Here is a 16,043-nt window from a genome sequence, read left to right on the forward strand (position 1 = left end):
GCACGGAATGCGCGAATCGATACCGGTTCACGAAAGCTTCAGAGCCCGCGCGGCGGCCCACCCGGACGCGGTCGCCGTCGTCCAGGGCGATCAGCGGATCAGTTACCGCGACCTCGACCGGCGCTCCGACCGGCTGGCCGCCGCCCTGCGCGAACGGGGGACGGAACACGGCGACGTGGTCATGACCCACCTGGAACGGTCCATCGACCTGGTCGTGTCGTTCCTGGCCACGCTGAAGGCCGGAGCCCTGTACCTGCCGGTGGAGCCCGGCCTCCCCCGTGCCCGGCTGGCCGGGTACGCCGAACGAGCCGGCTGCGCCGCGGTCCTGACCGGCCCGGACGACCGCGGCCTGTTCACCGGCCTGCCGATCACCGTCGTCACCGTGGACACGACGCCGGAACACGACGTCGCCGCACCGGTCCCGGCCGGGCCGGACGACGGCGCGTACGTCATCTACACCTCCGGCTCCACCGGCACCCCGAAGGGCGTCCGTGTCGGGCACGGCCCACTGGCCCGGCTGTGCGAGGAGGTGAACGCCAGATACCGGATCGGCCCCGGGGACCGGGTGCTCCAGTTCGCGGCCGTCTCGTTCGACACCTCCATCGAGCAGATGCTGGTGCCGCTGCTCAACGGCGCGGTGCTGGTACTGCCGGACGGGCTGTGGGCGCCCGGCGACCTGGCCGCCCGGCTGACCGAGCACGGGGTCACGGTGATGGACCTGACGCCGTCGTACTGGCGGGCGTTCCTGTCCACGCTCGGCCGTGACCCGGTCGACCTGCCGGTGCGCCTGACGATCGTGGGCGGCAGCGCGGTGTACGCCGACGACTGCCGGACCGCGCTGCGCCTGATGCCCGGCTCGCGGCTGATCAACGCGTACGGCCTGACCGAGACCACCATCACGTCCTGCACGATGGACATCACCGCCGAGGTGCTGCCCGCCGAGGGCACCGCCCCGGTCGGCCGGCCGCTGCCCGGCACCACCGTCCACGTGCTCGACGACGACCGCAAGCCGGTGCCGGACGGCCGGACGGGCGAGATCTGGATATCCGGCGCCGGTGTCGCGGGACCGGACCCCCTGTACCGCACCGGCGACGTCGGCCACCGGACCCCCGCCGGGGATCTCCAGATCACCGGGCGTGCCGACCGGCAGGTCAAGGTGCGCGGGTTCCGGGTCGAACCGGCCGAGGTCGAGGCCGCCCTGACCGCCCACGATCGGGTGATCGACGCGGTGGTGGTGCCGTGGGCCCCGGACGGCGAGGTCCGGCTGGCCGCCTACTACACCACCTCCGCCGAGCTGACCGACGGCGACCTGCGGGCCTTCCTGCGCGACCGGTTGCCCCACTATCTGGTCCCGGCGGTGTTCACGCACCTGCCCGCCCTGCCGATGACCGCCAGCGGCAAGGTCGATCTGAAAACGCTGCCGGCACCGTCCGCGGCCGTCGCCGCGAATCCGCCGGCACCGAGCACCGGGCTGGTCGAGCGGGTGGTCGCCGGCATCTGGCGGCAGGTCCTCCAGGTGGACCGGGTCGAGCCGCACGACAACTTCTTCCGCCTCGGCGGCGACTCCCTCAAAGCCGCCCAGCTGCTGGCCAACCTGCGGGAGTCGCTCGGCATCCTGATCACCCAGATCCGCCCGCTGATCCGGCTGCTGCTGGACGACGCGACGCTGCGCAGTTTCGCCGCCGCCGTCGAACGGGCCCGGGCCGGGATGCTCGGCGACGACGCCCGGCCGGTGGACTTCACCGCCGAGTCCACCCTGGGCCTGGCCGTCCCCGGCGCCCCCGCCGAACCGGCGTCCTGGCAGCGCCCGGCACACGTCCTGCTGACCGGGGCCACCGGTTTCCTCGGGATCTACCTGCTCCGGGAACTGCTGGCCACCACCGACGCCACCGTGCACTGCCTGGTCCGGGCCACCGATCCGGACTCGGCGATGTCCCGGCTGCGGGCCAACGCCGAGCACTACCTCCAGGACGACCTGCGACGGTACCGGGACAGCGGCCGGATCCGGGCGGTCCCCGGCGACCTGGCCGAACCCCGGCTGGGCCTGAGCGATGACGAGTTCGACCGGCTCGCCCGCACCGTCGACGTCATCCACCACCCCGGCGGCGTCGTCAACTTCATCTACCCGTACTCGTACCTGCGACCGGCCAACGTCGGCGGCACGCGCGAGATCATCCGGATGGCCGCCCGGTACCGCAACATCCCGGTGCACTACACCTCCACCATGGCGGTGGTCGCCGGATTCGGGACCGCCGGGATCCGGCACGTCACCGAGTCGACACCGTCCGCGTACGCCGATCACCTGTCGGTCGGTTACGTGGAGAGCAAGTGGGTGGCCGAGGCGCTGCTGGCCGAGGCCGCGGCACAGGGGCTGCCGGTGGCCGTCTACCGGGCCGCCGACATCTCCGGCGACCAGCGGACCGGCGCGTGGAACACGGCGACCGAGATGTGTGCGATGAAGAAGTTCGTCGTCGACACCGGCCTGGCGCCGATCGCCGAACTGCCGCTGGACTACACCCCGGTGGACTGCTTCGCCGCCGCGGTCGCGCACATCGCCGCCACCCGGCTGCCCCGCGGCGAGGTGTACCACCTGACCAACCCCGGCAAGGTGAACATCTCGGTGCTCGCCGACCGGTTGCGGGCCCACGGTCACAAGGTCCGCGCGGTGCCGTGGGACGAATGGGTGGAACGGATCGCCGAGATCGCGATCGAGCAGCCGGGACACCCGATGACCCCGTTCGCGCCGCTGTTCATCGACCGCTGCGCCGCCGGGACGATGAGCGTGGCCGAGATGTACCTGGAGACGACGTTCCCGGTCTTCACCCGCGACAACGTGGAGGAGGCCCTGCGCGGCAGCGGCATCGTCATCCCGCCGGTGAGCACCGATCTGCTGGACCGGTACATCGGCTATCTGACCAGGGTGGACTTCCTGTGAGGCAGCCGTGCTGATGCCGAGCCCGGTGCGGCCCCGATCGGTGTGGCACCACCTGGACCTGACCAGGGCTCCCGCCGACGGCCCGGTCGCGTTCGGTGACGATCTCAGTCCCCGTACGCTGCTGGACGCCTACCGGCGGGGCCTGTACCCGTTCCCCGCGCCCGGACTGGAACACCAGCTGCTCAACGAGCTCAGCCACGCCGACGAGGTGGCCTCCGGACGGATCGCGCTCCAGACCGGCAGCCGGGACCCGTACAGCGTGGCCTGGTGTTCCCCCGATCCGCGCCCGGTCATCACCGTCCCCGGAGCGCACGTCCAGCGCAGTCTCCGCCGCCAGCTGCGCAACGCCGGCTGGACGACCACCGCCGACGCCTGCTTCACCCGGGTGGTGGCCGAGTGCCGGCAGCGACGTGACGAGCACTGGCTGACCGACACCCTGCTGGCGAGTCTGACCCGGCTGCACGCGTACGGCTACGCGCACAGCGTCGAGGTCTGGGACGGCCCGGACCTGATCGGCGGGGTGTTCGGCATCCGGATCGGGACCGTCTTCAGCGCCGACTCGCAGTTCACGCTGCGCAGCGGCGCCGGGAAGGCCGCCGTGATCGAACTGACCCGCCGGTTCGCCGAGGCCGGCGGGGTGGCCGTCGATGTCCAGCGGGACAGCGACCACGTCCGGCTGCTCGGGGCACGGCCGGTCCCCCGCGAGCGATACCTGCGCCTGCTGCGCGCCCCGCATCCACCGACATCGCTGCCCGCCGGCCGCCGGCCGGTCCGGCCGGCGGTGGACTGACCCGGAGATCCCGTCATGGTTTCGAGCACCTCCGGCACGGGACTGCACGTCGCCAGTCTCGCCGACCGCCCCGACCTGGAAACTGCCATGCTGACGATGGAGTCGACGTGGCCCGACTACATCCGCCCCGACCCGGTCCTCGTCCACTGGATCTTCGAACGGCACGCCGCCCACCAGCTGGTGGTCCTGGACGACACCCGGACCGTCGTGGCCCGGGCCGCCAGCGCACCGCTGGCCTGGGACGGCGACCCGGCCGGCCTGCCCGGCACCGGGTGGGACGAGGCGCTGCGCCAGTGCATGTCCGACACCTACCTCGGCCGCCCGTTCACCGCGCTGTGCGCCCTGGAGATCGCCGTCGTCCCCGGGCACCAGCTGCGCAACCTGTCCGCCCGTACCCTGCGGGCGCTCCAGGACCACGCCCGTGACCAGGGTTTCGGCGATCTCCTCGCGCCGGTGCGCCCCAGCCTCGCGCACACCGCCACCCACCTGAGCATGACCGAGTACGCCGCGCTGACCCGCCCGGACGGGCTGCCGCAGGACCCGTGGCTGCGCGTGCACGTCCGCTCGGGCGGCGAGATCGTCAAGGTCTGTCCCGCCTCGATGACCATCTCCGGAAGCCTCACCCAATGGCGCGACTGGACCCGGCTGCCGTTCGACACCAGCGGACCCGTCGACGTGCCCGGCGCGCTGACCCCGGTGGTGGCCGACGTCGCCCGGGGACACGCCGTCTACATCGAGCCCAACGTCTGGGTTCGCCACCGTCTCGACACTCCCACCGACACGAAGGACCACAAGTCATGAGCATCAGTGGACTGGACACCGCCACCACCGACCGTCTCCGGCTGAGGACCGCTCTGATCGAGCGGATCGGCGGATACATGACCTCGCACGCCCTCGCCGTGGTAGCCGACCTCGGGTTCGCCGACCTGATCAAGGACGAGGTACGCGACAGCGGCGAACTGGCGGCCGAACTCGGCACGCACGAGCCGTCGCTGCGCCGTGTGCTGCGCCTGCTCGCCGCGACCGGCATCACCACCGAGCCGGAACCGGGCCGCTTCGGGCTGACCCCGGTGGGCGCCCTGCTCCGGTCCGACTCGCCGGACTCGCTGCGGGCCTTCACCCGGGTGTTCTGCAGCCCGATGTGGCTCACCGCCTGGCAGGGTCTCGGTTCCGCGGTCGCCACCGGCGACCTCGCCTTCGACCGGGCCAAGGGTTCCGACTTCTACACCGCCCTGGCGGCCGACCCCGAGTTCAGCGCCCTGTTCCACGACGCGATGAGCGAGGAGTCCCGGGTCGCGGCGGCCCGGGTCGCGGCCGCCTACGACTTCTCCGGCGTGTCCCGGGTGGTCGACCTCGGCGGCGGCGACGGCACCTTGATCGCGGCCCTGCTCACCGCCCACCCGCACCTGCGCGGCACGGTCTTCGACAGCCCGAACGGGATCGCCGACGCGGCCGGCGTGCTGGAGAAGGCCGGGGTCGCCGACCGGGCCGAGGCACGGCCCGGCGACTTCTTCCAGGACATCCCGCAGGACGGCGACCTGTACATCATCAAGAGCGTGTTCCAGGACTGGAACGACGAGGACGCCCTGGCCCTGCTGCGGTCCTGCCGGGACCGCCTGCCCGCGTCGGCGACCCTGCTCGTCGTCGGGACGGTGCTGCCGGAGACCGCCCACCCGGATCAGGCGGTCGCCTACTTCACCGACGTGAACATGATGGTGATGGCCGGCGGCCGGGAGCGGACCGAGTCCGAGTTCCGGGAGATGCTCGCCTCGACCGGGTTCACCGTGGAGTCGGTGCGGATCGGCGCCGCCGGACCGCTGTCGATGATCCGGGCGACGTTGACCGGTACCCGATGACCACGGCCGGTTTCGGTGCGGAGTTGTTCCTCGGACGGCTCCGCACCGCTCTCCTCACACCGCCGGCCGGCGATCCGCGGCGCCTGACCGACGCCGACGAACGGTTCCTGGCCGGCCTCCGCGAGTTCTGCGACAAGCAGGTCGACAGCCACCTGATCGAACGCGAGGACCGCATCCCGGACGACGTGGTCACCGGTCTGCGGCGGCTCGGCGCCCTCGCCATCCGGATCCCCCGTGAGTACGGCGGGCTCGGCCTGTCCGGACGCTGCTACCTGCGCGCCTTGATGATCGTCAACAGCGCCCACTCGTCACTCGGCGAACTGCTCGCCGCCCATCAGGCCATCGGGTTGCCGCAGCCGGTCCTGCTGGCCGGGACCGAGGAGCAGAAGCGCGCGCTGCTGCCCCGGTGCGCCACCGAGATCTCCGCCTTCGCGCTGACCGAACCGGACATCGGCAACGACCCGTTCCGGATGCGCACCACCGCCGTCCCCGACGCGGCCGGCGACACGTACACGCTCAACGGCGTGAAGTCGTGGACCACCAACGGCACCATCGCCGACCTGCTGGTGGTGATGGCGATGGTGCCGCCGGGCGCCGGCCGGCCCGGCGGGATGACGGTGTTCGTGGTCGACGCCACCGCCCCCGGGGTGACGGTGGCGCACCGCAGCTCGTTCCTGGGCCTGCGCGGGCTGGAGAACGGGGTGATCCGGTTGCACGACGTGGTGGTCCCGGCGGACCGCCGCATCGGGCCGGAGGGCGCGGGCCTGACCGTGGCGCTGGCCGCACAGGAGACCGGACGGCTGTCACTGTCGTCGGTCAGCGCCGGCGCCGCCAAATGGAGCCTGCGGATCGCCCGGCAGTGGTCGAACGCCCGCGTCCAGTGGGGCCGTCCGATCGGCGAGCACGACGCGATCGCCGGGAAGATCGCCTACCTCGCGGCCACCGCGTTCGCGCTGGAGGCGATGGTCGAGATCACCGGCGGCCGGGCCGACCGGGGCGCCGACACCGCCCTCGACGCCGAGCTGGCCAAACTGTTCGCCGCCGAGCACACCTGGCGGGTCGCCGACGACCTGGTGCAGATCCGCGGCGGCCGCGGGTACGAGACGGCCGAGTCGGCGGCGGCCCGCGGCGAACGCGGGGTGCCCGCCGAGCGGCTGCTGCGCGACGTCCGCATCGGCCGCATCTTCGACGGGTCGACGGAGGCGCTGCGCGTCTTCATCGCCGACGCGGTGGTCGCCCTGCACCGGGGCGCTCCCCCCGAACCGGCCGCCGAGCCGCTCACCGATCATCCCGGCTTCGCCACCGACACGCTCACCGGTCATCTCGGCTTCGCGGCGGAGACGGCCGGGCGGGTCGCGGCGGCGTTCGCCGAGCTCGCCGGGCAGGACGGCGACCCGGACACCGGACAGCGGACCGTGGGCCGGCTCGTCGACGTCGCGGCCGAGTTGTACGCGATGAGCACCGCCTGCGCCTACGCGGCGGCCCTCCGGCCCGGCGACGACACCCCGGCCCGGCTGGCCGACACGTTCTGCCGGCAGGCCCGGACCCGGATCACCGCCCTGCTGACCTCGACCACCGACAACACCGACGCCGAGGACCGCGCGCTGGCCCGCGCCGTCCTGGCCGACGGTCTCACCTGGCTGGAGGAGGGTGTCGTCGACCCGTCGATCGACGGCCCGTGGATCGCCGAACCGGCGCCGGGTCCGCAGCAGCGAAGGAGTCCGCGATGACCAGCGAGGTGAGCCGCCTCGTCGCCGAGGCACGGGACCGGATGGCCGCGAGTCAGCGGCCGAACCCGTTCGTCGACCGGCTGGAGACCGGCGAGATACCGCGGGAGCGGCTCCGGGCCCTGGCCGGTGAGCTGCACCGCCTGGTGGACAGCGACCGGCGCAGCTTCGCCCTGCTGGGCTCTCGTTTCCCGGCCGGCGCCGGCGGTGATCTGTTCCTGGCGATGGCCCAGGGCGAGGCGACGGCGCTGCTGCTGCTGGACGGTTTCGCGGTGGCGACCGGGATGAGCGAGCTGGATCTGCGATCGTACGAGCCCCGGCCGCTCGCCCAGGCGTACCCCGCGTACCTGACCCGGACCGCGGTGCACGGCACCCGCAGCGACGTGGCCCTGGCGCTGCTCGCCAACGCTCCCGGCTCGGGCGCTCTGTACGCGCGGGTGGCCGACGCGCTGACCAGCCGGTACGGCTTCGACGACAAGGCGGTCGGACACTTCCGGTTCTTCGCCGACACTCCGCGGGAGCTGCTGGACCTGGCCGAGCAGACGCTGCGCGACGGCCTGGCGGCGGGCGACGATCCGGCCGACGCCGTCCGCACGGCGACCACGGTGCACGCCCTGGAGACCGCCTTCTGGCAGACCATGGCCGAGGGCACGGAGCAGCCCTCAGCCCCGCTGGACCGGACCCGCCGTCTGCTGGACCGGGCCCGCTACGTCAACCTGGCGACCGTGTCACCGGAGGGCGAGCCGTGGGTGGCCACCCTCGAGTACGCGTGGTTCGCCGGCCCGCTGCGCCTGGTGTTCGGCTCGGCGACCGGTTCCCGGCACAGCCTCGACGTGGCGGCGAACGCCTCGGTGAGCGGCGCTCTGTTCACCGCCCCGGCCGGTCCCGGGCTGGACGTCGCCGCGACCGACGGCGCCCAGTTCACCGGGACGTGCGTGGAGATCTCCCCGGACGATCTGCCCGGCTACCACGCCGGCTTCTACCGGGCGGTGTTCCCCGACCCCCGGCAGCGGGCCGAGTACCAGCTGGAACCGGCCCGGCTGGCCGCGCCGGCCGCGCACCGGCTCTACCTGGTCACCGTGGACCGGTGGTGGCTGATCGACACCTCGACGTGGGAGACCGACCGGATCGACCGGCGGACGGAGGTGCCCCGGGACGACCTGGACCGGCTGCCGGTCCGGCCATGACCGAGCCCTCGGACGGGCAGGAGCCGGCGAGGAGGATGCGGCGGCGTGGGACGGTGCTGATGGCAGGCACCGGCGTGGCGGGTGACTGCCGGTCATGCGGCAGTTCAGGAAGTCCTGGCCGGTCGCATGTACCACGTCGTCGTCGCTACAGCCCGGAAGCTCATCGACTCGTACAGCGGCCGTCCGGCCTCCGTCGCGGTCAGCATGAACGGCCGGCCGGGATGGGCGGCGAGGGCCTTGGTCATGATCGCCCGGCCGAGGCCCGCCGAGCGGTGCCCGGGCAAGGTCGCAAGCCAGTACACCCCGACGACACCGCCGTCGTCGAAGGTGCATCCGGCGGCGGCCGGCCGGCCCCGCAGCCGGGCGAGCCAGACGAAGTGGCCAGGGACGTTCAGCACGCGTGCCGGCAGCCCCTCCCCCTTGCGCCAGGGCCGCAGAGCGGAGACCGGGAAGCCCTCGACGATCGTCCGTTCCGCGGTGGCCAGCTCGTCGGGATCCGAGACTCGAGCGACATGCACGGCCGCACCGCAGTCCTGGACAGCTCCGGCCGGGCGCAGCATGACCGGCATGTCCAGCACCCGAACGGTCGGATCCGGTGAGTCCAGTGGTTCAGCGCCGAAGGGGTCCTCCAGAACCGCGGCCCGGGCCCCGGCGTGATGATTTCGCGGATAAGGGCGGCCACGGAGCGTGCCGGTAGAGGGTTCGCACCCCTCAGGGGCGTAACAAACATAGCATTTCGGGTGTTCCAGTGCGCGATGGAGGTGGCCGATGACCCCCGTTCCTCCGATGCCGGACAACGCTGCGCGGCTGTTGGTGACGGTCGTGGAGGCCGTCGCTCCCAGCGACGACAGCGGCGACGGCGACGCGGTGGGTGCGCTGTTCACCACGTCCCTCGGTTTTCGGCAAGGGCCGATCCTCACCCTCGGCAACACGCTGGGGGAGCAACTGCGTGACCTGGCCGGCGAGTGCACCGGCAGCGACACCCTGGTCGTGACGATCGCGGCCCGTGCCTCCGTCGTCGAGGACGACCTCCTGCTGCTGCCCGATCCGCCGGGCGAGCGGGCGGGTGTGCGGCTGGGAAGGATCGTGGCATCGCTGCTCGCCGACACCCCGGTACGCCGGCTCGCGCTCCTGCTGGACGTGCGCGGTGACCCGGAGGATGCCGCGCGGGCGGTGCGGGCCCGGTTGCGTGCCGGGCCGGCGGGGGTCGCGGCCGACGCCGTACTGGAGGTGGTCCTCGCCGTCACCCCGGCCGTCGCGGTACACACCGGCGACGACGCGGGAGCCTCTGCTCCGGCGCCCTCGCCGTTCGCCGTGCGGTTCGCCCGTGCCGCCATGTCGCCGGCCAGCGGTGGCCCCACCCAACCGGTGCTGACACTGGCCGGGATCGTCCGTACGCTGCGGGCCGGCCTGTCGCACGAGATCGCGTCCGGGGCGCCGGTGCCCACCGGCGCCCCGGACGGCCCGGCCGTGGACACCCGCGCAGCGGATCTGGCCGTCACGCACCACCACGCCGGGCCGGCCGGCGGGACGGGTGTGACCCTGCCGAATCCCCGCCACACGCCCACCGCGGCGGCCTCGACGCGGTTCATCGGCCGCCGCGCGGCCCTCGCCGCCGTCACCGGCTGGCTGGCGGCCGGCCGGGACGCGCCGGTCCTTCTGGTGGTCGCGGGGGCGGTGGGCTCCGGCAAGTCGGCACTGCTGCGGGCCGCGGCCGGCACGGATCACGCCATCGGCGGCGCGGCGGCCGGTCCCGGTCTCCGGCTGGACGCCAAGGGCCGCACCGTCGACGACGTGGTGGCCCGGATCACCGCCGCACCGAAGGCCGGGCCCACCGGCGCGGGCGCACCACACCATTCGTACCACGGCCGCGCCGACGCCGGCCGGCCACTGACCGTCGTGGTCGACGGGGTGGACGAGGCGGTGGACCCGCCGGAACTGATCCGCGCCGTGTCGGCCCTGCTCGCGGCCGCTGACGGTGGGTTGCGTGCGCTGCTCGCCGTACGCCATGAACTGCTGCCGTTGTTCGGCGCCGAGGCGCGGATCGTCGACCTGGACGCGGAGGAGTACATCGATCGCGACGCGGTCCGCGAACTGGCGGGCGAGGAACTGCGGAGGGCGCTTCCGGACGGGCTGTTCGCGACAGCCGACGCGACCCTCCGGGCGCGGGCCGCCGAGGCGATCGCAGCGGGGCCCGAACCGTCGTTCCTCACCGCCCGGATCGTCGCCGCGTCCGTCGCCGCCAATGCGAGCCTCGCCTCCCTCGCCGACCCGCAGTGGCACGCGGCGCTGCCCCATGACCTCGACGCGGCCGTTGACGCCGAACTGTCCGGCCGGCTGGGAAGCGAGGCCGCCCGGGCCAAGGCGCTGCTGCTGCCGCTGGCGTACGCCCAGGGCAACGGCCTGCCGTGGGAGGACACCTGGCCCGCGCTGGCCGAGGCCCTGCACCCGGGCGAGCGGTACGGGCACGACGACCTGCGCTGGCTCTGCGACACCGTGCCCGGGTACGTCGTGGAGGATCTGAGCGACGGTCAGTCCGTGTACCGGCTGAGCCACGCCGCCCTCGCCGGGTGCCTGCGCGCCGGCCGCGACGAGACGGCCGACCACCACGCCATCGCCGGCGCACTGCGCGCCGCGGTGCCGCGAACCGCCGGGCAGGGGCCCGGCTGGGCGGACGCGCAGGCGTACACCCGAACCCATCTGATCACTCACGCCGCCGCCGGGCAGGACGCGGACGACCTGTTCACCGATGTCGGTTTCCTGCTGGCCGCGGCCCACCCCCAGGTGGTGGCCGCGCTGCCGGCGGCCCGCAGTGAGGCCGCCCGGGCCGCGGTCGACGCGTACCGCCGGGCCGAGGAGCACCTCGGTGTGGGCACGGAGGGTACGCACGCCGCCTACCTCGAGCTGGCCGCCCGGTGCGGTGGGGCGACCGCCCTCGCCGACGCCGTCGCCGAGGTTCCGCGGCCGTGGTCGGCGCGGTGGTCGTCCTGGCATGTGGATCTTCCGCACCGCCCGCTGGCCGGGCACACCGGCGCCGTGCTGTGCGCCGCGGTCGGCCGGCGAGCCGGCGCCGACGTGGCCGTCACCGGCGCCGACGACCACACTCTGCGGCTGTGGGACCTGGCGAGCGGCGAACCGATGGACGGCCCGCTGCGCGGCCACACCGCCAGCGTCACCGCCGTCGTGACCGGCCGGGCCGGTGACCGTACGGTGGCGGTCTCCGGCAGCGACGACCGGACGATCCGCGTCTGGGACCTGGACACCGGCTCGCCTGCCGGCGAACCTCTTACCGGGCACACCGGTGGCGTCACCGCGCTCGGCCTCGGCACCGTCGGCGGGCGCACCTGGCTGGTCTCGGCCGGCCGGGACGGCACCGTCCGCCGGTGGGATCCGTGCACCGGCCGCCCCGTCGGCCCACCCCTGACCGGGCACACCGGTGCGGTCACGGCGGTGGCGCTCGGTGAGCTCGACGGATCCCCGATCGTGGTCAGCGGTGGGCACGACACCACCATCCGGGTCTGGGATCTGACCGACGGCGCCCCGCTGGGCAAACCGATCAGCGGACACGACGCGCCGCTGAGCGCGATCGTCGTCGCCGTTCACGACGAGGTGCCGACGGCCGTCTCCGCGGACCGGGACGGCATCGTCCGGCGGTGGAACGTCAGCAGCCACAGCCCCATCGGACTTCCGCTGACCGGCCACACCGAGGCGGTCACCGATCTCGCCCTCGCCGAACTGGACGGCACACCGGTCGTACTGTCGAGCTCCGACGACCGGACCGTCCGGGTGTGGGCCCTGGCCACCGGCCGCACCCTCGGCGAGCCGCTCGCCGGGCACACCCGCGGCGTCGCCGCGGTCGCCTTCGGACACGTCAACGGCTGGCCGGTCGTGGTCTCCGGCGGTCACGACCACACCGTACGGTTGTGGGACTCGGCCCTGCCAGGGCACGGTGGCCGGCCGTTCGCCGGGCACAGCGACGCGGTGATGTCGCTGGCCGCGCAGAGCCTCGACGGGACACCGGTCGTGGTCTCCGGCAGCGCCGACCACACCGTACGGGTGTGGGACCTGCTGACCGGCCATCCGATCGGCCGGCCGCTCACCGGCCACACCGGCGCGGTCTGGTCGATCGCGAACGGCACCCGCGACGGCCGTCCGGTCGTCGTCTCCGGCGGCGCCGACCACCGGTTGCGGCTCTGGGATCTCGCCGAGCACCGGCCGCTCGGCGAGCCGCTGACAGGTCACGGCGCTTGGGTGTGGGCGGTGGCGCTGACCGAGATCGACGGCCAGCCGGTCGCGGTGTCCGGCGCCGACGACCACACGGTACGTGTCTGGGATCTGAACGCCATGACGCAGCTGCACCACGGCGTCGGTCACAGCGGCGGCGTCACCGCGCTCGCCGTCGGCCGGCTCGACGATCGACCGATCGCGGTCTCGGGAGGACGCGACAAGCGGCTGCGGCTGTGGAACCTGGAGAACGGCCGCCTGGTCGACCAGCCGATGAGCGGCCACTCCGGGACGATCTGGGCGGTGGCGCTCGGTGAGGTCGACGGGCGGCAGATCGCGTTCTCCGGGGCCGCCGACAGCACGGTGCGCCTGTGGGACCTGGTCACCTGCGAACCGCTCGGCAAGCCGCTGACCGGGCACTACGACACGGTCACCGCTCTGGCCCTGGCCCGGATCGACGACCGGCCGGTACTGGTGTCGGGCAGCGAGGACCGGACCGTACGGGTATGGGACGTGGCGACCCGCAAGATCGTCGGCAAGCCGCTGACCGGGCACAGCGGTGGGGTCCGGGCGGTTGCCGTGGTGGAGCGCGAGGGTGCCCCGGTCGTCGTCGCCGGCGGCCACGACAACAGCATCCGGGTCTGGGACCTCGCCACCGGCACGCCACTGGAGTACGCCACCGCCGAGCGCGACGCCGTCGGCGCGGTGGCCATCGGCGACCTGAACGGCGTCGCGGTGGTGGTCTCCGGCGGCGCCGACCGCTGCGTCCGGATGTGGAGCCTGAGCACAGGGCAGCCGGTGGGGGCGGTGCTGACCGGCCACACCGGCCCGGTCACCGCACTCGCCATGACCGAGATCGACCGTCGCAGCGTCGCCGTGTCCGCCGGGCCGGACCGCACCGTCCGGCTGTGGGACCTCGCCGCCGGCCGGGCGCTCGGTGACCCGCTGGCCGGGCATCCCGGCGGGGCGGCGTGCGTGGCCGTCGGTCACGTCGACCGCGAACCCGTGGTGGTCACCGGCGGTGACGATCACGCGGTGCGGTTGTGGGACCCGGCGACCGGGCTCCCCCGGGGCGGGCCGCTGACCGAGCACACCGGCGCGATCACCTGCGTCGCGGTCGGGCGACTCGACGAGACGGACATCGTGGTCAGCGGCGGCGCGGACCGTACCGTCCGGTTGTGGAGCCTGGCCACCGGGCGGCCGCTGGGCGAGCCGTTGACCGGGCACACCGCCGCCGTCACGGCCGTCGCGATCTGCCAGGTCGGCGAACATCCGATGGCGGTCACCGCCGACGCCGCCGGCGGTGTCCGTGCCTGGAATCTGGCGGTGGCACGGCATCGCCGCTGGTCGCTACGGCGGGAACGCCCGGTGGCACACCCGGGCGAGGTCCGCGTCGGCACGGCGGTCAGCGGGCTGGCCCACCTCGGCGCCGGGCGGCTGGCGCTGGCGGCGGGGTCGGCGCTGCTGATCGGTGGTGTCGGCACCGAACCGGAGCGGAGGATCGTGCTCGACACGCCGATCCTGGCGGTCGCCGGACGGGGTGGGCACGTCGTCGCCGGCACCGAGCGCGGTGTGATCGCACTTCAGGTCACGCCACAGCGATCGGCATCCTGATGCGGCCCACTGCCCGGACCGCTGGAAGCGGCAAACCTTGGACATCGACGGAACACCGGCTCAGCGTTCTGGGATGCGGAGTGCCTGCCGGATGGGCCTACGGTTCGAGCGGCGACGGGATGCGGTCGCAGCCCTGGTACGGACGATCAACAACTGGCGGTCGCTCAGGGTGACCAGCAACCGGGCCGTGCCAGGACCGGCGATCCGTATCCCCTGCCCGGGCGGCCGCGGCGATCGCGGGGCGGCACGCCGGCCGCGATCGCCGCAGCGCCGTTCACGAGGGCGTAGACTCCGGGAGGTCACGGACCGTGACGCGGTCCCGGGTGGCGTCGATCCGCAACACTTCGACATCGAGGATCTCGCCCGCCTCGACGTCGTCCTTCGCGAGGTCCTGGCGGAGGGCCGGGGTCATCGCCGAGGAGTGCAGCATCGCGGGCTTGCGCCGCGACGGGAGCTGGACCAGCAGGTATCCGCCTTCTCCCTGGCGCACCACCTTGACGATCTCGGCCTCGAGCCTCTGGCCCGGCCGGAGGTCGGCGAGGCCGTCGCCCAGCGTCTCGGAGGGGGTGACCGGCCCGGTGGCGGCAACGACCCGGTCCAGCGCGAGGGAGATCCTTCGCCGGTCGGAGTCGACCCTGATCACGCTGGCCACCACCTGATCCCCGGCGGTGAGGACGCGGCCCGCGAGCGACGAGACGTGGATCAGGCCGTCGATGCCGTACCCGACCTCGACGAACGCTCCGATGCCGTCGCGGGTCCGGCGGACCAGGCCGCTGATCGTGGTGCCGGAGGGGAATTCGGTGCGCAGTCGCGGCCACGGGTTCGGGATGCCGGCGAGCAGGGTGTATTTCATGCCGCCGCCGGTATCGACGTCAAAGGCACCGGTGACTCTGTCGCCGATCGAGTACAGCCGTGTCATGTCGGGCACGATCCGGTTGTAGTCGACATCGGCGTTGCCGAGCACGCCCCGTCTGCCGCCGCTCGCCTCGATCACGGCGAACTCGGAGGTCACGGTGATCACGGTGGCGGGCACCGGGTCGGTCCCGCCAGCCGCCATCGGTACCAGGGCCATCTCGACCGCGGGCTCGGACCGAATGGCGACCAGTTGGTTGCGCAGTTCCTCACGCATCCGGCTAACGTCCTGGTAGCGATCGCTGTATCGGATGTACCGCAGCCTTCCGCGTACATCGGTCGGGATGTCGTCGGGGTCCTGGGTGAGGTAGACGCACCGCTTGCCGATCAGCATCGCCATCATGTACTCCATCGCGACGTTGGGGTTGCGCAGGGTGAAGTCGATGGCGACGATCTCGGCCTGCTGGATGCCGCGCCAGATCGGTGTCATCACCGACTGCGGGCCGTAGATGTTGTCCGCCCGGACGGGGGTGAACCCGGCCGCTTCGGCCGTCGCCTTCAACTCGTTCTCGTAGAACGCGTCGAAGTCGAAGACGCTGCCGTCCGGCAGTTCCTTCTTCCCCCAGGGGGTGGCGAAGAACAGCCGGCCTTCGATCGGCCGCTCGTCCCGGAGGAGGTGCAGGTCGCTCATGATCGTTCACTCCGTTTCCGGTCTCGCCAGCCGAGACCTTCATGGACTCGACTCAACCCTCGTTCGGGGGACCCTCGACATGGACGGCGAGCTGATTCGCGGCTGATTTCCGCCTGCGCGGCAATGCCGAACTCAGCGGAGAATCCGCACTCCCGGTGGGTTTCCGG

9 protein-coding genes are annotated in these 16,043 nt (G+C 73.2%); 7 read left to right on the forward strand and 2 right to left on the reverse strand.

Features of this window, described 5'->3' with window-relative positions:
- Positions 1-7: 7 nt before the first annotated feature.
- From AB0I88_RS24535 to AB0I88_RS24560, 6 genes are read left to right on the forward strand one after another with little or no spacing between them, the layout of a single operon-like run.
- Positions 8-2,935, forward strand: coding sequence for a thioester reductase domain-containing protein (locus tag AB0I88_RS24535; protein WP_361028819.1), 2,928 nt, complete (start codon positions 8-10; stop codon positions 2,933-2,935).
- 13 nt (positions 2,936-2,948) lie between these two features.
- Entirely contained in the window at positions 2,949-3,725 is a 777-nt protein-coding gene (locus AB0I88_RS24540; protein ID WP_361028822.1) for a leucyl/phenylalanyl-tRNA--protein transferase, read from the forward strand.
- 15 nt (positions 3,726-3,740) lie between these two features.
- Complete coding sequence (locus AB0I88_RS24545) at positions 3,741-4,526, forward strand: N-acetyltransferase (protein ID WP_361028825.1); 786 nt, start codon at positions 3,741-3,743, stop codon at positions 4,524-4,526.
- Positions 4,523-5,581, forward strand: a complete 1,059-nt coding sequence (locus AB0I88_RS24550) for a methyltransferase (protein ID WP_361028828.1) — start codon at positions 4,523-4,525, stop codon at positions 5,579-5,581. The genes AB0I88_RS24545 and AB0I88_RS24550 overlap by 4 nt, the downstream gene beginning before the upstream one ends.
- Complete coding sequence (locus AB0I88_RS24555) at positions 5,578-7,311, forward strand: acyl-CoA dehydrogenase family protein (protein ID WP_361028831.1); 1,734 nt, start codon at positions 5,578-5,580, stop codon at positions 7,309-7,311. The genes AB0I88_RS24550 and AB0I88_RS24555 overlap by 4 nt, the downstream gene beginning before the upstream one ends.
- Positions 7,308-8,495 (forward strand): pyridoxamine 5'-phosphate oxidase family protein, encoded by a 1,188-nt coding sequence (locus AB0I88_RS24560; protein ID WP_361028834.1) that lies wholly within the window; start codon positions 7,308-7,310, stop codon positions 8,493-8,495. The genes AB0I88_RS24555 and AB0I88_RS24560 overlap by 4 nt, the downstream gene beginning before the upstream one ends.
- Positions 8,496-8,599: 104 nt before the next feature.
- Here AB0I88_RS24560 and AB0I88_RS24565 read toward each other — a convergent pair whose 3' ends face one another.
- Entirely contained in the window at positions 8,600-9,064 is a 465-nt protein-coding gene (locus AB0I88_RS24565; protein WP_361028837.1) for a GNAT family N-acetyltransferase, read from the reverse strand.
- Positions 9,065-9,263: 199 nt separating this feature from the next.
- Between AB0I88_RS24565 and AB0I88_RS24570 the strand changes: the two genes are divergently transcribed.
- Positions 9,264-14,333, forward strand: coding sequence for a hypothetical protein (locus tag AB0I88_RS24570; RefSeq protein ID WP_361028840.1), 5,070 nt, complete (start codon positions 9,264-9,266; stop codon positions 14,331-14,333).
- A 274-nt stretch (positions 14,334-14,607) separates the two neighbouring features.
- Here the strand turns inward: AB0I88_RS24570 and AB0I88_RS24575 are convergent, their stop codons facing one another.
- The gene (locus AB0I88_RS24575) at positions 14,608-15,876 is read right to left on the reverse strand and encodes a S1 RNA-binding domain-containing protein (RefSeq protein ID WP_361028843.1); all 1,269 of its coding nucleotides are present in this window, start codon (positions 15,874-15,876) and stop codon (positions 14,608-14,610) included.
- Between the last annotated feature and the right edge of the window lie 167 nt (positions 15,877-16,043).

Source organism: Actinoplanes sp. NPDC049802 (assembly GCF_040656595.1).
Lineage (GTDB): Bacteria > Actinomycetota > Actinomycetes > Mycobacteriales > Micromonosporaceae > Actinoplanes.